The sequence below is a fragment of the Acinetobacter sp. P37 genome (assembly GCF_057480965.1).
Map to the genome: position 1 here is coordinate 85,485 of NZ_JBLIYY010000011.1, position 18,886 is coordinate 104,370.

Consider the following 18,886-nt stretch of genomic DNA (forward strand, 5'->3'; position numbering starts at 1 on the left):
AAAAGTGATGTTGTACTAATGCTTTTTCTCCACAGGAGACACAATATTTCATAGCTATTTAAATATTTTTAATTAATAAAGTTATTTGTTTAGCAAGCATAAGAAAATTTGCAGCTTTTTAAAAGAAATTTCAATGAATTCTTTGAAGAGGCTTCTAACAAAAAAGCGAACCGAAGTTCGCTTTTTATCTCATGTATTGTTCAACGCTGCTTAGAAGAAGCCCATTGGCTTGGTGTCATAGCTCACCAAGAGGTTTTTGGTTTGTTGATAATGATCAAGCATCATTTTGTGATTTTCACGGCCGATCCCTGATTTTTTGTAGCCGCCGAATGCAGCGTGTGCAGGATAGATGTGATAACAGTTGGTCCATACACGGCCCGCCTGAATGGCACGACCCGCACGATATGAAGTATGTGCTGAACGCGACCAAACCCCTGCACCTAGACCATAAATCGTGTCATTGGCAATTTTAATGGCATCGTCGAAGTCTTTAAAGGTGGCAACTGAAAGCACAGGGCCGAAGATTTCTTCTTGGAAAATCTTCATGTCATTGGTGCCTTTGAAAATGGTTGGTTCAATATAGAAACCTGTACCGACTTCATTGCGTGGATCACCACCAGTAATGAGCTGTGCACCTTCATTTTTACCTGTCGCAATACAGCCCAAGATTTTATCTTGCTGCTCTTGCGATGCCTGTGCACCAATCATGGTATCGGTATCGAGTGGATGACCCGTCTTAATACGTTTCACACGTTCTACTGCCATTTCCAAGAATCGATCTGCAATGCTTTCTTGTACCAATGCACGTGATGGACATGTGCAAATTTCACCTTGGTTGAGCGCAAACATGGCAAAACCTTCGAGTGTTTTATCTAAGAACTCATCATCTTTGTCCATGATGTCTTCAAAGAAGATATTTGGTGATTTTCCACCAAGTTCTAAAGTCACAGGAATGATATTTTCAGTCGCATATTGCATGATCATTTGACCCACAGCGGTTGAACCGGTGAAGGCGATTTTTGAGATGCGTGGATTGGTCGCCAATGGACGACCGACTTCAACACCATAACCATTCACAATATTCAGCACGCCCGGTGGGAGTAGGTCTTGAATGAGTTCAGCCAAGACTAAGATGCTGACAGGCGTTTGCTCCGCAGGTTTCAACACGATGCAGTTACCCGCAGCCAATGCTGGAGCTAGTTTCCAAGCCGCCATCAAGATTGGAAAATTCCACGGAATAATTTGACCGACCACACCAAGTGGTTCATGGAAATGGTAAGCAATAGTATTTTCATCAATTTCAGAAATGCCGCCTTCTTGGGCACGGATACAGCCGGCAAAATAACGGAAGTGATCGATACAAAGTGGAATATCAGCGGCTAAGGTTTCACGAATCGGTTTACCGTTGTCCCATGTTTCTGCGACCGCAAGGAGCTCTAGGTTTTCTTCAAGTCGATCGGCAATTTTTAATAAAATATTTGAGCGTGTGGTTGGGGAAGAGGCGTTCCATTGGGCTTTGGCTTTATGCGCTGCATCCAAAGCCAATTCAATATCTTCAGCAGAAGAACGTGGCACTTTGGTAAAAACTTTACCGTCTACAGGGGAGATATTTTCAAAGTATTCACCTTTCACTGGCGCGACCCATTGGCCACCAATCAGGTTTTCATACTGAGCTTTAAACTGAACTTTTGAACCGGGTTGATTAGGATCGACATAACGCATATGAATTTTCCTTTGCTTGTTTATTATGATCTTGTTGGGCTGCCCATCTGTGGCAATCTACAGCTTTGGTATAAGGTACTTTTGTACATTATTTGATTAGCATAGCCTGTATAAGGTTGGAAAAAGGTTGGAGACAAGAAGGTTTACAATATTTTTTTTCAGTCTTAAAAACAAAAGCCGGGAAACGGATTTTTAGTCATGAATTGTTGTGAGAATAATGAATGATGATACAGAAGGATTTATCTGAAAAACGACAGAATGTCGAACGGTTAAGGCAGGGCATGAGTCTGTCAAAGCAGCAAACCTCGCAATTGAATGAGAGCATTGCGAGCTCTTGGCAGCGATCGGCGCAGGCGGAAATTCCGGAAAATCGGAGTGCTGCGCCTTTGGTGAATTTGAACCCTCAAAGTCAACAACAGTCGGCATTGCATCATGCCTTACAACATTGTGCAGAAGATTTAAAACACATAGCCGAACAGTCGTCGATGGTACTTGCCGTGGGCGATGTAGGTAGCACGATTATTTGGAGTGCGTCGAGTCGGCAAATGCAAAGTGCTGCGGAAAGTGTGCATTTTATTGCAGGTGGGCAATGGCGCGAAGAATTGGTCGGCACCAATGCATTAGCGTTGTCTTTAAAAACTCAGCAGTCGAGTTGTGTGTTTTCAAATGAACATTACATGCCATCAGTACATGAATGGGTCTGCTATGCAGCACCAATTATCGATCCACATACGCAGCAAATTTTGGGCGTGGTTGATTTATCTACCGTGTGGAAAAACCACAATAGTTTAGGGCTACTTGCGGCTGAACGCTGCGCTTCGATTATTCAATCGGCTTTACTCGATTTTCAAAAACAGCATTTGTATATTCGGGCCTTTGCTGTGCCGCAAGTGTTATTTAATGGCAAAGTGATGGTGCTGACCCCGCGGCAAATAGAAATTTTGACCATCTTGGCGCTATGTCCGCAAGGCATGACCTTAGATACTTTGCATCAAGCCTTATATGGTGAACGCAAGGTGAGTGTTGGGACTTTAAAAGCGGAAATGTCGCAGCTACGCGATATTTTGGGCGGCATGCTAGGCTCACGTCCCTATCGTTTACTGGCACAAGTCGAAGCCGATTTTTTGCAAGCCGAGCAAGCTTTAGATGCAGGTTATATCGATTCGGCCTTAAAACTGTGTTCAGGGGTTTTCTTGGCTAAAACTGAAAGCCCATTTTTAGGGGCATGGCGTGATTGTCTTGAGTCACGCTTGAGCCAAGCGATTTTTAATGCCAAAGAAACGGATGTTCTGCTCAAGCATGTCGCGCGTTTTCCTGAAGCCATTGATGCGGTTGAACGCCTGATTGAGCTGATGCCGAGATCACATCCCGTACATCAGACCTTGTTGAAATTAAAACAGTAAGTTGCAATGTCATACAGGCTATTAAAGGCCTTTATTGGCCAGCCATTGAAAGAGCTGGGTATAGACTTGTTCGCGTGCTGATTTCTCAGAAAGGACTAAGTCATGTAAACCATTTTGGATACTTTGAATGGTGACATCGCCTTGAATTTTTTTGGCATATTTTTGGATATCTTTTACACCCAAAATCACATCACTGGTCTGCGCTGCTTTACCCCATTTTTTGGGATTTTTAGTTTGATGTGAATGCATCACTAATACCGGTACATCAATCGTCACACCTTGATGAATTTCCTTTTGAGCCTCATAAATTGTCCGTACAAAACTTAAATACACCATTGGATAGCGGGTCTTTTTCCAGTCTAAATTGAAGCTCCATTCACCCTTGAGTTCACGGTGTAAGCTGGCGGTGTACCATTTATTTAGTTCACTTGGGAATTTTAGATTTGGAAAAGTCTTTGCCAATTTACTCAGCTGTGGAATACCCAGTGCGCGTTTCACTGGATTCATGTTGAAATCATAAAATGGGCTGTTAACCCAAAGGGCTTGAATTAAAGGATGATTTTGATGATGCGCCGCATACAAAGTGGTGGTTAAGCCACCGGTAGAATGACCACAGAGCAGCAAGGCATCATGACCTTCATCAGCAATGATCGTTAGGGCTTGATCTATTTCGGCATCGTATTCAGACAGTGCATGCACATTATAGTATTTTTGATGCGGGCGGATGGAGCGACCATATTTTCTTAAATCTAGTGCGTAAAAGTCGAAGCCATGCTGATTGAAGCGTTCCGCCATTTCGGTTTGGAAAAAATAATCAATAAAGCCATGGATATAGAGCACCGCTTTGGAGGTTGGAGCCGCTGCTTTTTTGCGAACCAGTGTGGCAACCACAGGGCCTTCATAATCATCAGGGAAGGTCAGCGTGGCTTGTTCATAGCCTGCGCCCAAAATGTCAGGCTGATACTGAATATGTGAATGGCTCATTATTATACTCATCAATATTATTGGACATTATGCTTTATCCTTGATGAGCCATAAGCTTTTGTCAAATGAATAATCGATGCTGTTATGCGGACTAAAAAAGAGTGACCTCAGTATGAAAGCGACCAATCTATAGTCGCTTTCCTGAAATAAAAGGTGAAATGGATTCAGTTGAGCCTACATCACCAGACTCAAAGGATAATGTAGGCACTTAGGTCACTTAAACATGAAGACCTTTAAGGGCTTAACTTAAACGGCCGCTTTGAAGTCGACCACAGAGGTATTGGCTTTAAGCGCTGCCTTGAAAATATCAACCACTTGAGCATGAGTCGCTTTACGTGGGTTGGTGAGCATACAGGCATCTTTTTGTGCATTTTCAGACATGATGCTGAGGTCTTGTTCTTTCACACCGAGTTCAGAAAGGCTCGATGGAATGCCAATCGAAGCAGACAGTTCACGGATTGCTGCAATCGCTGCATAAGCCGCTTCAGTCACCGTTAAACCATCGGTTGGCACACCCATGAGCTGTGCGATACGTGCATAGCGGTCAGGGCAGGCGATCAGGTTAAATTCGCAAACGTGTGGTAGCAGCACGGCATTACATACGCCATGTGGCAAGTTGTAGAAGCCACCCAGTTGGTGTGCCATTGCGTGAACATAACCTAAAGATGCATTGTTAAATGCCATCCCTGCTAAGTACTGTGCATAGCTCATCGCATCACGTGCTTCTAGGTTTTCGCCATTGGCTACGGCAGGGCTAAGCCATTCACTGATCATTGAAATGGCCTTTTCAGCACAAGCATCGGTAATGGGATTGGCTGCTGTAGAAACATAAGCTTCGACCGCATGCGTTAATGCATCCATACCGGTTGCTGCAGTGAGCGCCGCAGGTTTTGCAATCATCAGTTTCGGGTCATCAATGGCGATAAGAGGGGTACAACGCCAGTCGACAATCGCCATTTTAACGTGGGTGTCAGTATTGGTAATGATACAGAAACGGGTCATTTCTGATGCCGTACCTGCGGTGGTATTAATCGCAATGAGTGGAGTCATTGGGACTGTACTTTTATCAATACCTTCATAGTCACGAATATGACCACCACCTGCGGTGACTAAGCCAATGCCTTTGGCACAGTCATGAGAAGAGCCACCACCGAGAGAGACAATAAAATCACAGCCATTGTCATTGTAGGCATCTACACCGCTATGCACGTTGGTGTCAGTTGGGTTGGGTTCTGCGCCCGGGAATATATGACTTTCTACGCCAGCTTCAGTTAAATATGAGGCAATGGTGTCTGCCACACCAAATTTGTATAGACCGGCATCGGTCACGATGAGCGCTTTTTTAGCGCCAAGATTTTGCGCCTTTGCGCCAATTTCTTTAGCGCAGCCGGGACCAAAAAGTGAAACACAAGGGATATAAAAACCGTTTGTTTGATCTGCAATATTTTTAAAAGCCATGGTGCGATTCCTTCTACCATTCATTGTCATTTGTTATGGGTGATACTCACCTAAACTGAGTATTGCGAGGGATGTTTTAAATTCACACCTACCAAAGACCTACCAAAATTAAGGCTTTGTTTTGAATTTATTTAATTGATTGAAATTTAATCATTAATTATTTTTGTTATTTTCTAAGATTCGCTAAAAGTCGTATACATTTAAGCCAAAATAGGCGTTGCGATGATTGGATGCATGATCGAGTTATCAGATTATAAAATCTAACTAAAACTACTATCAATTTACTAAATGCCCCAAAGCGCTCGAATCAGGATAGGCTATAACAAATAACGAGATAGTCACTTTTGTGCATTTCGCTTTTTGCAGTGCGAAACAAAAGATTAATTAAACGAGTTAAATAATGCCTAGTGAAAATTTGAAAACGAAACGTCCTTTATATATTCCTTATGCCGGAAATACACTTTTAGAACTCCCACTTTTAAATAAAGGCTCTGCGTTTAATGAAGATGAACGTAAGAGCTTTAATTTGCACGGTTTAATTCCACACGTCACAGAAAGCATTGAAGAGCAAAGTCAGCGTTCTTATCAGCAATATTGTGCATTTAATAGTGATATCAATAAGCATATTTACCTGCGTAATATTCAAGACACCAACGAGACGCTGTTCTATCACTTAATTGAAAACCACCTCAGTGAGATGATGCCGATCATCTATACACCAACAGTGGGGGAGGCTTGTCAGCGCTTCTCGGACATTTATCGTCGTCATCGTGGGATCTTTATTTCATATCCTGACCGTGATCATATTGACCAAATTATTCATAACGTGAATAAAAAGAACGTGAAAGTGATCGTGATTACGGACGGTGAACGTATTCTTGGACTTGGTGACCAAGGCATTGGCGGGATGGGGATTCCAATTGGTAAGTTGTCGCTCTACACCGCATGTGGTGGGATCAGTCCAGCTTATACATTGCCGATTACTTTAGATGTCGGAACCAATAACCAACAGCTGTTGAATGACCCGATTTATATGGGATGGAGTCAGCCTCGCATCAGTGGTGAAGAATATTATCAATTTGTCGATGACGTGATTAAAGCCATTCAACAACGTTGGCCTAAAGCACTGATTCAATTTGAAGACTTTGCACAAAAAAATGCGATGCCTTTATTGGAAAAATATCGCGATAAAATTTGCTGCTTTAATGATGATATTCAAGGAACAGCAGCGGTGTCTGTCGGAAGTTTAATTGCGGCATCACGTGCAGCAGGCAAGCAGCTCAAAGATCAAATCGTCACATTCTTAGGTGCAGGTTCAGCAGGTTGCGGGATTGCAGAACAGATCATCAAGCAAATGGTGGCGGAAGGTTTAACCGATGCTCAAGCGCGTGCGCGGGTGTTTATGGTCGATCGCTTTGGTTTAATTACTGAAAATCAGCCGAATCTTTTAGATTTCCAACGCAAACTTGCGCAAGCACCGGATAACGTTGCTCATTGGGCAAATGCAGATTCAGTCATTTCGCTATTGGATGTAGTTACACATGCTAAACCGACTGTATTGATTGGCGTTTCGGGACAACCGGGACTGTTTAGCCAAGAGGTCATTGAAACGATGGCTGCGAATTGTGAACAGCCTATTGTGTTGCCACTGTCTAATCCAACATCGCGTGTCGAAGCGGTGCCTGCAGATATTATCGAGTGGACCAAAGGTAAGGCCCTGATTGCGACTGGCAGTCCATTTGCACCAGTGAATTATCATGGCAAGATTCATCAGATTTCACAGTGTAATAACTCCTATATTTTCCCGGGGATTGGTCTCGGTGTGATTGCATCTGGGGCGAAACGTGTGACGGAAAATATGCTGATGGCATCGAGTACGGCGTTGGCAGACTGTTCACCAAAATTGGCAGATCCAAATGCCGATTTATTGCCAAGTTTGGATTATTTACAGGATATTTCGAAGAAAATCGCATTGAAAGTGGCATTAGCTGCGATTGCTGATGGTGTTGCGCCAAATGTCAGCATTGAAGTGCTCGAACAGGCGATTGAAGAGAATTTCTGGAAACCTGAATATCGTGATTATGTCCGTGTGACTTATTAATTTGGTCTAAAGATGCTGATTGAACAGAATCGATTTTGCATCTAATCGAAAAATACCCTAATCCAGATTAGGGTATTTTTTTATGTATAGAGGCATATTTTTTTTAAAGAAATACGAAAAATTATCGAGCGGGGCGCTTTAAATATTTAAATTTTGCGTTTATCGAGCTGGTTGGAAATGTGATCTCCACAGGCTTGAACCAGCATCACGATCGCGACCAAGACCACTATCACTGCCAGCATGATTTGCATATCAAAGCGTTGATAACCCTAACGGTAAGCAATATCCCCCAAACCACCTGCACCGATCGCTCCTGCAATGGCAGAAGAATTAATCATGGTCACCAAAGTCACAGTAAAGCCCGCGACGATGCCAGGAAGCGCTTCAGGGAGCAGCACATGGCAAATGATTTGTTTGCGATTACAGCCGATGGCTTGAGCGGCCTCAATCAGACCTTGATCGACTTCACGTAAACTCACTTCTGCAATGCGTGCAAAAAAAGGCGTGGCCGCAAGGGTTAAAGGCACGACGGCAGCCCAAACGCCATAACTGGTGCCCACGATTAAGCGCGTGAGCGGAATGAGCGCCACCATTAAAATCAGAAAAGGCACCGAACGGGTAATATTGACCAGCCAACCTAGGGTGTGGTTTAGGCTTTTTGAAGGATAAATCCCGTGTTCAGCACTACACACCAATACGACCGCTAAAGGCAGGCCGATCAGAAAGGCCACAAAGGCTGAAACGCCGACCATCAGTAAAGTATCAATGGTTCCACTAATCAGTAAATCAATGAGTTGGTCGTGCATAGCCGAGTACCTCAATCTGTGCGATATGGTGTTTAAGTTGTTCAGATAAGGCGTTGATCTCTAAATGGCTGTGGTCTACAGCAACAATCAACGAGCCAATTAAATGCCCTTGAATACTATCGATATGACTTTGATACAGATGTACTGGCGCCTGAAATTGATCAAAAATAAACTTTAAGTCAGGCGACTGTTGTAGTGTCGATTCATATCGTAATTTTAAAATGATTTGATCATTTGAATCTGACGGTTGTGGCTGAATGTCGCTTGGTAAATCAAGTTGTTCAAGGTTGAGTAACTCTTGTGTGATCTGCTGTTGAGGCGTAGAAAACACTTTCCAAACCTGTCCTGCTTCTACAATTTCGCCTTGATCGATCACCACAACTTGATCGCAAATCTCGCGAATGACCTGCATTTCATGGGTAATCAACACAATGGTGATACCGAGCTTTTGATTAATTTCTTTAAGCAAAGACAGCACAACAGAAGTACTTTCAGGATCGAGTGCAGAAGTCGCTTCATCACAGAGTAAAATTTCCGGATGATGAACTAACGCTCGTGCAATCCCAACACGTTGTTTTTGCCCGCCCGAAAGTTGAGAAGGGTAGTGCGCTGCTTTATTTTCAAGACCGACCAACTTCAACACTTCATTCACTCGCTGAGCGATATCGGCTTGACTGAAATTGGCGATTTTAAGGGGCAGCGCGATATTGTCATACACGGTTTTGGCAGACATCAAATTAAAATGCTGAAAAATCATCCCAATACGCTGACGTAGGGCTATCAACTCTGCGTGATTTAAGCTTGATAATTCCTGTTGATGGATGTGAATACTGCCATCACTGATTTGTTCTAAGCCATTCAGCGTTCGAATCAGTGAGGATTTACCCGCGCCACTTTTTCCAATAATGCCGAATATTTTGCCTTGTGGAATATTCAGATTGATATCTTTTAAGGCATGAACCTGCTGTCCTTGCACATCATAAAATTTATTTAAATTTTTAATTTGGATATGGGGGACGGCAAATTCAACCGATGAACCGAAACTCACCATGAGTGACTCCTTATTTCCAACCAGGGAACCACAGTTTTGCACCAAAATCCGCGTCCAATGCCTGTTTAACTTTAGGTGAGTTTTGATAAATATCGACAAATTTACGCAGTTTATCGTCGCGATCTACATAGTCATCACGTACGGCAAATAAGATGGCAAAACGCTTGTCGGTATTGGAGTCAAACAGTAAGGCATTTTCAGGATCGGCAGTTTTTGCTAGACGTAAATAATGTGGATAGCCAAAAGCCAGATCGACATCATCAATCGCACGTGCCGTTTGAGGGCCTTCCACCTCAATAAATTGAAGCTGTTTAGGATTCGCTGCAATGTCATTTAAAGTCGATAAAAAGTTATCTGGTTGTTTCAGTTCAATGAGCTTGGCTTGCTGTAGCAGTTGTAAGGCACGGCCCTGATTGACCGGATCATTTGGAACCACCACTTTGGCTTTATGGGGTAAATCAGCAAAGTTTTTATACTTTTTTGAATACAGTCCGACATGGGTTGCAGCACCGACATCAAAGGCTTTGATTTTAAAATCCGTTTCTTTTTTTGCATTGTCTAGAAACGGCTGATGTTGGAAAAAGTTCGCATCAATATCGCCGTGGTTTAGAGTGATATTTGGGGTATTCCAGTCTGAAAATTCCACCAATTTAACATTCAGCCCTTGCTGCTTGGCTTCATCTGCAGCGACTTGTAAGGGTTTAGCAAAAGATGGGCTAATCCCAATCACCAATTCACTTTGATGACTTTTCTTTTGTTGATTCCAAATAACTAAGCCAATCACCAAGATGGCCACGATTACACCAATCAGTGTGAATTTAGATTTTGCTGTTTGTGCCATGGCACACCTCTATATTTCCAAATAATTAAATTTTTTGTCTAACATGTTGTTTTATAAATGCAGCTTATGCTGTCTCAACGTTTTTAAGTGCTGCCTGAGATGATGTGTCGGAAGTGCGACATCGGTAGCGATGAGCGGGATGTGTCATTGCTAAATGGTCACCTTGTTGAAACAGTTTTTGCCTTAAACTGCCAGTGTCATACGCAGTTTTATAGCGACCACGTTGCTGTAATTCAGGAATGACCAAACGGATAAAATCTTGATGTGACTCAGGTGCAACGGTGCGAGTCAGATTAAATCCATCGATGCCAGTTTCATCCAAATAATCAATCAACTGTTCTGCAACGTTGGCGCCACTCCCAACAAAGAGCGGATAACGCCCACCTAGAACGTGCTGATCACGCAAATCTTGGCGAGTGATTTTTTGCTCTTTAAATTTTTGATTGACCGATGCGATGCTATTGGTCTGCTGATATGGAATGGCTTCATCTTCTGCAAAGTTGGCGAGGTTCATACCAATCGAGCTGGAAAAGTGTGCTAGTCCCGCTTCAGGGTTGGCATAGCGAATGTATTCAGCCAATTTCTCTTGGGCGAGCTCATCGGTCTCTGCAGTCACTACCGTAATGCCTACAAAGAGTTTGATGGCTTGTGGGTCACGACCATGCGCTGCGGTTTGGCTGCGAATTTTTTGTACCTGATTTTTAACTTTTTCTGCGCTGTCTGCACCGATAAACATGCCTTCTGCATGTTGCGTAGCAAAAGCTAAACCACGTGGTGAAGCACCGGCCTGATACAACACAGGGGTGCGCTGTATTGAAGGGGAAACTTGAAATACCCCTTGGCTTTGATAGAACTTGCCTTGGTGTTGAATGGCATGTACTTTTTTGGGGTCGCTAAAGATGCGATGAGCTTTATCTTTTTGAACCGCATCATTTTCCCAAGAACCTTCCCAAAACTTATAGCAAAGCTGCAAAAATTCTTCGGCTTGTTCATAGCGTAGATCATGATCTTTCAAGCCTTTTTGCCCAATCAAGCGTTCTGCACTGTCTAGATATCCAGTCACGATATTCCAGCCGATTCGACCTTGGGTCAGGTGGTCTAGGCTGGCAAATCGACGTGCAAATTGATAAGGCGTTTCATAGCTCAAATTGACTGTTACACCAAAACCTAAGTTTTCAGTGACCGCAGCCATTGCAGAAATCAGAGTGCTGGGGTCATGGCTCGGCAGTTGGATCGACTCTTTAAGTGTGAGATCAATATTGCCTTCATAAACATCATAGACCCCGGTTATATCCGCAATAAATAGCCCGTCAAACAGCCCTTGCTCCAAGGTTTTGGCAAGATCGGTCCAATAGCTTAGTTCATTAAAGCGGTGTGACTCATCGCGTGGATGGGTCCATAAGCCATGATTGATATGGCCGACACAGTTCATGTCGAAGGCATTCAGTAAAATTTTCTTGGCAGAATGTGATTGGGTATCTGCTGTGGTGATTTGGCTCATTACAAGGTCCCTCGACGTGGGGGCAATACGCCATTTAGGAGGTAATTGGCAATGAAGAAATATTTCCAACGCCCTGCATCATGCAAGGTATGGACACGTGCATTACGCCAAAATCGATCTAGACCATCTTCACGCTGACTGCCACGGCTGCCTGCAAGCTCAATCAATTTTGAAGCAGCTTTAAGTGCGGTTTCAGTACTATGCGCACGCACTTTCGCGACATCTAGAGAAGCTTTTGCGATGTTTTCAGCATTGGGCTGTGGGCGAGCATCATCGATGGCACGAGCAGCTTGTTTCAGCAAGACCTCACTGGCGCGAACATCTGCGGCAATGCGACCGAGTTCGTATTTGGTTAAAGGATCTTCGCTTGCAAGATCAAGACCTGAATCAATCCATGGTCGAGCTTGGTGTACGCGGCTCAAACTTTCTTCAAAGGCTGCGCGGGCTATACCGACTTCAATCGCAGCATGCATAATTTGCGCAAATGGCCCAACCAATGTCGGCTCCGTAAATGCACGATCAAAGGGAATGACATCTATGGCAGGAACTGCAACTTGGTGAAATTTTACAGAGCCGCTACCCGTGGTGCGCTGTCCAAACCCTGTCCAATCATCGATCAACTCTAGACCTGCACTTTCACGTGCAATAAAGGCTAAATATTCACGACCATCAGGATCTTTGACCAATGTGGGAATACGATGCGCAAATAAACTGCCGGTGCAATAAAACTTTTCACCATTCACTACAAAACCATTGTCATGAGGGCGAATCGACGTTTGTTTTTGCGCAGCGGTTTTGGTTTTAAACTCGGCTAAGGCATTCCCAAAACGAGCGCCAGCAAGCACTTCGGCATAAAGCTTTTGCTTTTGTTCAGTTGTGCCGGTGTTTCGTAATACTTCCAATGCATAAAAATGGTTTTGTGGAATTTGCCCAATTGAGCCATCTACACCACTCATAAGCGCAATCACTTGCGCCACGGTATAACTTGAAACTTCGGCACCGCCAAATGCCTTGGGAACCGTGATTGCCCAGAGACCAGATTGGCTATAGGCCTCAATTTCATCAAACGGCAGTATGCGTTCGGCATCACGTTGCACCGCATTTTTTCTAAATTGTTCGGCTAATTGTTTTGCAATTTCAAGTGCTTCTGCATCGGACTGAATAATATGCGCAGGTGTTGTTGATGCGGCCTGTAGCGAATTAATATTTGGAAATGAGGTCATCAGAATTCTCCTTAAATCCACGCATGGCGTGCAGGTAATTTATGATTTAAGTAATAGTCGCCTAAGGTATGCAGCTTCCAGCGCACAGGATCATGTAAGGTGTGTACTCGGGCATTGCGCCAGTGTTGATCAAGGTTATGGGCACTCAAACTTGCACGGCTGCCGCCTAATTCAAGGAGTTTTTCAGAGATCTGTAAGGCTGCATCATTGGCATAGATTTTGGCTTCTGCGACACGAATCGAAGCCAGAGCAGCTTGTTGTTCACTCACCTGATCAAGCTGATCTAATTCATCGAGATAATCTGCGGCTTCATCTAAAAGTAAAATCGCAGCATCCAATAAAACTGCAGATTTACCCACCTCTTGTAGGGTGTAGGGCTCAAAACTGGCTTTCTCAACTTGTGCATCCACAATCGGACGGGCTTTTTGTACCGCAGAAAGGGTGTCTGCAAAGGCAGCTTCTGCAATCCCGACATCGATCGCGACTTGCATCAATTGTGAAAAGGCACCGCGATACGTTGGCCCTGCAGAAAGCTTACGTTCATCAAAAATTAATAGGGGGTCTACTGCCACATGGTTTAGTTTGACGGTGCCACTAGACGTTGTGCGCTGACCAAAACCATTCCAGTTATCAATCACTTCTACGCCTGTAGCGTGTCGATCAATGATGGTCAGGACAACATGACCTTCAGGGTGAACGGCTTTAATCGCCAACCAATCTGCAAAACTACTGCCGGTTGAATAGAACTTTTCACCATTAACAACATACTTTCCATTTTCAATGCGCAGCGTTGTGTTTAAGGTTTTAGTGTCTTTGGTGTTGCGCTCTGGCCCACCATTAGCTAAACGTTTTCCCTGTAAAATTTCATTAAAAATAAAGGCTTTTTGCTCATCCGTTCCCATGAGGTCAATCATATACAGCAAGGCAATTTGGTTTTGTGGAATTTGGCCCACGCTAGAATCTGCTTTATTGATAATGCGAAAAACCTGCGCCAGTGTCTTGTTGGACACGTAGGCACCGCCAAATTGCTTGGGTATACGAATGCCACCTAAACCTTTTTGACTGAATAAGTCGATTTCTGCAAAAGGCAGCAGGCGGTTCTGATCACGTTCATTTCGACCTTCCAAAGCAAAATCTGCAACATGATACGCTGCATGGATTGCTTCTAAGTCATTTTCAATAACATGAATATTTTCAGAGATTAAATGAGACATAATGACACCTTTAATAGATATCAAAACGCTACTCGTAAATCCGTGATTCTTTAAATGATGGATTATTCTTAACTTAGCAAAATGTCTGTTTAGCATTTAATCTGCATAAAAAATATGCAAATTTGATAAAATAAGTGTTTGATTTAAAACAATAGATGTAGGAAAAACAACAAGAGGATTGATGATGAAAATCTGGTGTTAGCAACTTTGTAGATATTCAACTTTAAAAATAATATATCTAAGACAGGGGCTTAGCTGTTTTTTTAATACTTTTTATTAATGGTGATCAATCAGCTTGAACTCCAATAGATGCTCAATATCATAGAGCTATGCAAAGATTAAAAAAGGGCTATAAATTGATTCAAATGTTTTTCATTCTGCAATAAAAAAGCCCCCATCTTTCGATGAAGGCTTTTTGAATTTGGAGCGGGAAAGGAGACTCGAACTCCCGACCCCAACCTTGGCAAGGTTATGCTCTACCAACTGAGCTATTCCCGCGGAGTCTATCCTGTTTTTTTACTAAAAAACTGAATCGAAAAAAATTTGGAGCGGGAAAGGAGACTCGAACTCCCGACCCCAACCTTGGCAAGGTTATGCTCTACCAACTGAGCTATTCCCGCGGAGTCTATCCAATTTTTTAAATGAAAAAACCGAATGAAAAAATTTTGAGCGGGAAAGGAGACTCGAACTCCCGACCCCAACCTTGGCAAGGTTATGCTCTACCAACTGAGCTATTCCCGCATAGCCACGTATAATACATTAAGGATTTTTCAGGTCAATAACTTTATGAAAATCTGTGCATCGTTTGCATAAAATAAAAACAATTTGTTTGAAAATTGGAAGATTTTTGCAGGTCGAAGGCTTCCATTTTGGTGAAATCATGCAATTCAGATGGTTTCTGCAACTTTGCGACACAAGAACTTGAACAAATACAGGCTATACTAAGACCAGTTGAACCTTTATTGAATTTGGGAGAGCCGTTTTGAGTTTAGAACAGCAATTAATTGAGCGTCTACAGACATTAGCTCCTACACATCTTGAAGTGGTGAATGAGTCCGCAGGTCATGGTGGTTATTTCCCAGGTAAAGAGTCGCATTTTAAAGCGGTGATTGTGAGTGAGGCTTTTGCAGGCTTACGTTTGGTGCAACGTCATCAAAAAGTCTATGCCGCAGCAGGTGATTTACTTAGTCCGGGGCAAATTCATGCCTTGGCCATTCATGCGTTTTTACCTGAAGAGTGGAAAGGTCAAGACACCACTAGCCCTGAATGTGCGCATGCACCAAAGTCATCTTAAGGTAAACCATGGAAACGCAATTAATCATTAAAATCATTCATATGTGTGGCGTGGCTTTAGGCTGTGCCGCCATTTTCATTCGTGCTTTTACGCTATTTAAAGGGACGCAGGGCAATTTACCGAATCCATCAGGTCGTAAGTTTTTTGTTGCATTGCAACATGGCTCAATGGCTTTAATTGCTGTAACAGGAATTATCTTATTGTTTATGAAGAACTTTGACGTGCAGCCATGGTTCTATGCCAAAGTTGTACTGTTTTTGGCCTTGCTGTCTTCTTTATCTAAAGCGTATAAAAAAGATGACAGTGTTTTATTGGTTCAGCGCCGTGCGGGCTTATTTATTGCAGCTGTTGCACTTATTTTCATCATTACATTGGTTATAATCAAACCAGTTTTTGGATAAATGGCTTATCCACATGGTCGATTTCAAGGCTTGAGTAGAAAAACAAAGATTAGAGGGTTTTGAATGCGTACGCGTGTGGTATTTAACCAAAAAGGTGGTGTGGGGAAATCGAGTATTACGGTCAATTTAGCGGCGATAAGCGCGCACCAAGGTTTAAAAACTTTGGTGATTGACCTCGACCCTCAAGCCAATTCAAGTCAATATTTGTTGGGGGATGATGCGACGTACTCAGCAGATAAGCCCGCACTTGAACCCAATATTGAAAATTATTTTGAAGAAGTCTTGGGGACGCAACAAAGTAAAGGTTTGTTGGGAAATGCCATTGGTTCGATTTTAAAAAATCGTACTAAAGGTCTAGAAAGCTATGTACATCAATCACCGTTTAAAAATTTAGATGTAATTCCTGCAAGCCCAAATTTGGGTGCGTTGGCACATGCCTTAGAATCTAAGCATAAAATTTACAAACTGCGTGATGCTTTGCAGCAGATGAGCGGTCAATATGATCGAGTGTTTATTGATACACCGCCGGCCTTTAACTTTTTTACTTTATCTGCGCTGATTGCGGCAGATCGCGTGCTGATCCCATTTGACTGCGATGTGTTTTCAAAACGTGCCTTACAGACCCTGATCGAAAATGTGTTAGAAACGCAGGATGATCATAATGATCATTTAGAAATTGAAGGCATTGTGGTCAATCAATTTCAGGCACAGGCGAAGTTGCCGCGCGAAGTTGTACAACAACTCAAAGATGAAGGTCTTCCTGTATTGGACAGCATGTTACCGCCTTCAGTGCTGATGAAAGAATCTCATCATAAAAATCAACCTTTAATCCATTTGGCTGCAGATCATAAATTGACGCAAGCCTATCAATCATTGTTCAATGAAATTGAGCAAAAGTAGTATCGAGAAAAGTATGAATGCACTTAAATGTGGTCTAGTTGCTTTCACTGCTGTTGTATTGGGTGCATGTGCAAGTACGCCTAAACCTAGCTATGTTTCACCTACACAGTATCAGTCTTTGAGTTGCCAGCAATTGCAAAGCGAATACAACCGAATCCACGACTATATTCAAAATGGTGTAGAAACGCCGAAGCGCACAGGCGTTGGTGTGGGTGTTGGCCTCGGTGGTGGCTGGGGCAGCCGTGGAGGTTGGGGAATTGGTCCGAGTATTTCGGTCAATATGGGACAATCTTCAAATACTAAACGTACCGAACTTTCACGTGTTTTAGGTGAGCAAGAAGCGATCGTACAGGCAGCAAAATTTAAAGGTTGTCCGATTATCGTTCGCACAAATTCGGCTAACGCAGCAAAATCATAAGCGGATCATGAGCAGGGGCTCAGGCCTGTGCTATGAGAAAAGTGTAATAAAATTTGTCAGTAGGCGAGGCGTCTACTGGCATTTTTTTTGAGTCAAATAAACTGCACTATTTAGAGCCAATAAAATATTTAAATCTATGAAAAAATTAAATTAAATATTATTGGCGTATTTCAATACCTCCTTCTGGTCTTGAACATTCAGCGTGAGTGCATTGACTTGTACAAGGATAAAACTGACCTAGCGCGTACTTGTTTTTTTAAATTCATTTCGGCTAAGGTGTGCGCTTTGAAATATTGTCTGGGTATTTATGATTGAGAGTTGGCTTTTTGTATTGGCAATGATTGCGGTGATGATGACGCCGGGACCTAGCAATGCACTAATGGCAAGCTCTGCACATCAACAAGGCATTGCAAAGACCTGCATGCTGATTCCTGCAGAATTATTGGGCTATTTCTATGCTATTAATTTGTGGGCGTTGATTATTCATTTAAGTGCCCCAGTGTGGCCGAATTTAATTCACTTGCTACATTTTCTCAGTATTGCCTATGTTTTATGGTTGGCTTTTCATTTGTGGAAATCGACGCATTTACATCAGTACAATCAAAAACATCCTTCAATTCAACCACGTGAATTATTCATTTCCTCCTTAAAAAATCCGAAAGCGTTGCTTTTTGCTGCAGGTATTTTCCCGATTGAAACTTGGGCTAGCCCATTAAATTTTATTTTGGTTTTCGCTGTATTTAGTGTGGTTTTGCTGCCTGTTGCGTTGTTTTGGATGTCATTTGGACGGACGATTTTGGCCGGTAAGACCCAAAAAATTAAGGCCGATCTTCTGTATAAAGGATCGGCCCTGATGCTGATTTTATGTATGTTCCCTGTGGTTTTGCGCTTTTTTGCTTAAAGGTGTTCACCACATCGGTTTATTTCTTTAATTTTGCTCGAATAAAACCAATTACACCCGGTAAAACACTAATAATAATGATGCCGAAGATCAGATGGGTGAAGTTATCTTTCACGATTGGCATATTGCCAAATAAATAACCCAAAGTGATAAATGAGCCAACCCAGCAAATCGCACCAATCATGTTAAAAGTCAGGAAGTACTTGTAGTTCATGCTGCCTGCACCTGCGACAAAAGGCGCGAAGGTTCGTGCAAAAGGAATAAAGCGGGCAAAAATAATGGTTTTACCACCATGTTTTTCAAAGAATTTTTGCGTATTCACCAAATGTTGACGGTTAATAAAGCGTGATTCAATTTCAAAGACACGAGGGCCAATATATTTACCAATATGGTAATTCAGCGTGTCGCCCAAGACTGCCGCGATAAACAGCAAAATCACCAAAACCCACGGATCCATGGCACCTGTCGACGCAGCGAGAGCACCTGCAGCAAACAGAAGACTGTCACCCGGTAAAAAGGGCATGACCACCAAACCGGTTTCAACAAAAATAATCAGGAACAGAATTGCATAAATCCATACGCCATAATTGGTAATGAACTCGAGTAAATGGTCATCAACATGTAGTATAAAATCAATCAGTTCCATGGGGCTTATATGCGTAAAATAG

At 42.8% G+C, this 18,886-nt stretch carries 16 protein-coding genes, 3 tRNA genes and 1 pseudogene; 7 read left to right on the forward strand and 13 right to left on the reverse strand.

Annotated features, from left to right (window positions below):
* Positions 1–210: 210 nt before the first annotated feature.
* Positions 211–1,722, reverse strand: a complete 1,512-nt coding sequence (gene exaC / locus AC25JC_RS11455) for an acetaldehyde dehydrogenase ExaC (RefSeq protein WP_078194071.1) — start codon at positions 1,720–1,722, stop codon at positions 211–213.
* Between the two features lie 221 nt (positions 1,723–1,943).
* Here exaC and AC25JC_RS11460 point away from each other — a divergent pair, with 221 nt between their 5' ends.
* Positions 1,944–3,125: a helix-turn-helix domain-containing protein gene (locus AC25JC_RS11460; RefSeq protein ID WP_486924071.1), complete on the forward strand. Its 1,182-nt coding sequence runs from the start codon at positions 1,944–1,946 to the stop codon at positions 3,123–3,125.
* 21 nt (positions 3,126–3,146) lie between these two features.
* On the opposite strand, the gene AC25JC_RS11465 is transcribed toward AC25JC_RS11460, so the two are convergent.
* On the reverse strand, positions 3,147–4,109 hold the full coding sequence (locus tag AC25JC_RS11465) for an alpha/beta hydrolase (RefSeq protein WP_486924072.1): 963 nt from the start codon (positions 4,107–4,109) through the stop codon (positions 3,147–3,149).
* Between the two features lie 246 nt (positions 4,110–4,355).
* Positions 4,356–5,567 carry an iron-dependent methanol dehydrogenase gene (mdh, locus tag AC25JC_RS11470; protein ID WP_486924073.1) on the reverse strand — a complete coding sequence of 404 codons (1,212 nt, stop codon included), beginning with the start codon at positions 5,565–5,567 and terminating at the stop codon, positions 4,356–4,358.
* A 400-nt stretch (positions 5,568–5,967) separates the two neighbouring features.
* Between mdh and AC25JC_RS11475 the strand changes: the two genes are divergently transcribed.
* On the forward strand, positions 5,968–7,668 hold the full coding sequence (locus AC25JC_RS11475; RefSeq protein WP_078194067.1) for an NAD-dependent malic enzyme: 1,701 nt from the start codon (positions 5,968–5,970) through the stop codon (positions 7,666–7,668).
* A 146-nt stretch (positions 7,669–7,814) separates the two neighbouring features.
* Here the strand turns inward: AC25JC_RS11475 and AC25JC_RS11480 are convergent.
* From AC25JC_RS11480 to AC25JC_RS11520, 9 genes and pseudogenes are all read right to left on the reverse strand, one after another.
* A pseudogene (locus tag AC25JC_RS11480) lies at positions 7,815–8,474 on the reverse strand (methionine ABC transporter permease).
* The gene (locus tag AC25JC_RS11485; RefSeq protein ID WP_486924074.1) at positions 8,455–9,525 is read right to left on the reverse strand and encodes a methionine ABC transporter ATP-binding protein; all 1,071 of its coding nucleotides are present in this window, start codon (positions 9,523–9,525) and stop codon (positions 8,455–8,457) included. Before AC25JC_RS11485 ends, AC25JC_RS11480 begins: the two are co-directional and overlap by 20 nt.
* 10 nt (positions 9,526–9,535) lie before the next feature.
* Positions 9,536–10,366 carry a MetQ/NlpA family ABC transporter substrate-binding protein gene (locus tag AC25JC_RS11490; RefSeq protein WP_180024776.1) on the reverse strand — a complete coding sequence of 277 codons (831 nt, stop codon included), beginning with the start codon at positions 10,364–10,366 and terminating at the stop codon, positions 9,536–9,538.
* A gap of 64 nt (positions 10,367–10,430) precedes the next feature.
* On the reverse strand, positions 10,431–11,867 hold the full coding sequence (locus AC25JC_RS11495) for an LLM class flavin-dependent oxidoreductase (protein WP_486924075.1): 1,437 nt from the start codon (positions 11,865–11,867) through the stop codon (positions 10,431–10,433).
* Positions 11,867–13,090 carry an SfnB family sulfur acquisition oxidoreductase gene (locus tag AC25JC_RS11500; RefSeq protein WP_486924076.1) on the reverse strand — a complete coding sequence of 408 codons (1,224 nt, stop codon included), beginning with the start codon at positions 13,088–13,090 and terminating at the stop codon, positions 11,867–11,869. Before AC25JC_RS11500 ends, AC25JC_RS11495 begins: the two co-directional genes overlap by 1 nt.
* An 11-nt stretch (positions 13,091–13,101) precedes the next feature.
* A complete protein-coding gene (locus AC25JC_RS11505; protein ID WP_180078997.1) occupies positions 13,102–14,328 on the reverse strand; it encodes an SfnB family sulfur acquisition oxidoreductase in 1,227 nt (408 codons plus the stop codon).
* Between the two features lie 398 nt (positions 14,329–14,726).
* A tRNA-Gly gene (locus tag AC25JC_RS11510) sits at positions 14,727–14,802 on the reverse strand.
* Between the two features lie 46 nt (positions 14,803–14,848).
* Positions 14,849–14,924 (reverse strand) — tRNA-Gly (locus AC25JC_RS11515).
* Positions 14,925–14,972: 48 nt separating this feature from the next.
* Positions 14,973–15,045, reverse strand: a tRNA-Gly gene (locus AC25JC_RS11520).
* Positions 15,046–15,286: 241 nt separating this feature from the next.
* On the opposite strand from AC25JC_RS11520, the gene AC25JC_RS11525 reads away from it, so the two are divergent.
* The 5 genes from AC25JC_RS11525 (at position 15,287) to AC25JC_RS11545 (ending at position 18,218) form a co-directional block, all read left to right on the forward strand.
* Positions 15,287–15,598, forward strand: coding sequence for a BolA family protein (locus AC25JC_RS11525; RefSeq protein ID WP_078191519.1), 312 nt, complete (start codon positions 15,287–15,289; stop codon positions 15,596–15,598).
* An 8-nt stretch (positions 15,599–15,606) separates the two neighbouring features.
* Positions 15,607–15,999 carry a SirB2 family protein gene (locus tag AC25JC_RS11530; protein ID WP_180024727.1) on the forward strand — a complete coding sequence of 131 codons (393 nt, stop codon included), beginning with the start codon at positions 15,607–15,609 and terminating at the stop codon, positions 15,997–15,999.
* A gap of 63 nt (positions 16,000–16,062) precedes the next feature.
* Positions 16,063–16,899 carry a ParA family protein gene (locus AC25JC_RS11535; protein WP_486924077.1) on the forward strand — a complete coding sequence of 279 codons (837 nt, stop codon included), beginning with the start codon at positions 16,063–16,065 and terminating at the stop codon, positions 16,897–16,899.
* A gap of 13 nt (positions 16,900–16,912) precedes the next feature.
* Positions 16,913–17,317: a hypothetical protein gene (locus AC25JC_RS11540; RefSeq protein ID WP_486924078.1), complete on the forward strand. Its 405-nt coding sequence runs from the start codon at positions 16,913–16,915 to the stop codon at positions 17,315–17,317.
* Positions 17,318–17,624: 307 nt separating this feature from the next.
* The gene (locus tag AC25JC_RS11545; protein WP_168378830.1) at positions 17,625–18,218 is read left to right on the forward strand and encodes a LysE family translocator; all 594 of its coding nucleotides are present in this window, start codon (positions 17,625–17,627) and stop codon (positions 18,216–18,218) included.
* 19 nt (positions 18,219–18,237) lie between these two features.
* Here AC25JC_RS11545 and AC25JC_RS11550 read toward each other — a convergent pair whose 3' ends face one another.
* Complete coding sequence (locus AC25JC_RS11550; protein ID WP_078191514.1) at positions 18,238–18,864, reverse strand: DedA family protein; 627 nt, start codon at positions 18,862–18,864, stop codon at positions 18,238–18,240.
* Positions 18,865–18,886: the final 22 nt, after the last annotated feature.

Bases quoted from the DNA above. Each gene is read 5' to 3' on its own strand.
- exaC (WP_078194071.1), bottom strand. From the start codon at position 1,722: ATGCGTTATGTCGATCCTAATCAACCCGGTTCAAAAGTTCAGTTTAAA.
- AC25JC_RS11460 (WP_486924071.1), top strand. From the start codon at position 1,944: ATGATGATACAGAAGGATTTATCTGAAAAACGACAGAATGTCGAACGG.
- AC25JC_RS11465 (WP_486924072.1), bottom strand. From the start codon at position 4,109: ATGAGCCATTCACATATTCAGTATCAGCCTGACATTTTGGGCGCAGGC.
- mdh (WP_486924073.1), bottom strand. From the start codon at position 5,567: ATGGCTTTTAAAAATATTGCAGATCAAACAAACGGTTTTTATATCCCT.
- AC25JC_RS11475 (WP_078194067.1), top strand. From the start codon at position 5,968: ATGCCTAGTGAAAATTTGAAAACGAAACGTCCTTTATATATTCCTTAT.
- AC25JC_RS11485 (WP_486924074.1), bottom strand. From the start codon at position 9,525: ATGGTGAGTTTCGGTTCATCGGTTGAATTTGCCGTCCCCCATATCCAA.
- AC25JC_RS11490 (WP_180024776.1), bottom strand. From the start codon at position 10,366: ATGGCACAAACAGCAAAATCTAAATTCACACTGATTGGTGTAATCGTG.
- AC25JC_RS11495 (WP_486924075.1), bottom strand. From the start codon at position 11,867: ATGAGCCAAATCACCACAGCAGATACCCAATCACATTCTGCCAAGAAA.
- AC25JC_RS11500 (WP_486924076.1), bottom strand. From the start codon at position 13,090: ATGACCTCATTTCCAAATATTAATTCGCTACAGGCCGCATCAACAACA.
- AC25JC_RS11530 (WP_180024727.1), top strand. From the start codon at position 15,607: ATGGAAACGCAATTAATCATTAAAATCATTCATATGTGTGGCGTGGCT.
- AC25JC_RS11535 (WP_486924077.1), top strand. From the start codon at position 16,063: ATGCGTACGCGTGTGGTATTTAACCAAAAAGGTGGTGTGGGGAAATCG.
- AC25JC_RS11540 (WP_486924078.1), top strand. From the start codon at position 16,913: ATGAATGCACTTAAATGTGGTCTAGTTGCTTTCACTGCTGTTGTATTG.
- AC25JC_RS11545 (WP_168378830.1), top strand. From the start codon at position 17,625: ATGATTGAGAGTTGGCTTTTTGTATTGGCAATGATTGCGGTGATGATG.
- AC25JC_RS11550 (WP_078191514.1), bottom strand. From the start codon at position 18,864: ATGGAACTGATTGATTTTATACTACATGTTGATGACCATTTACTCGAG.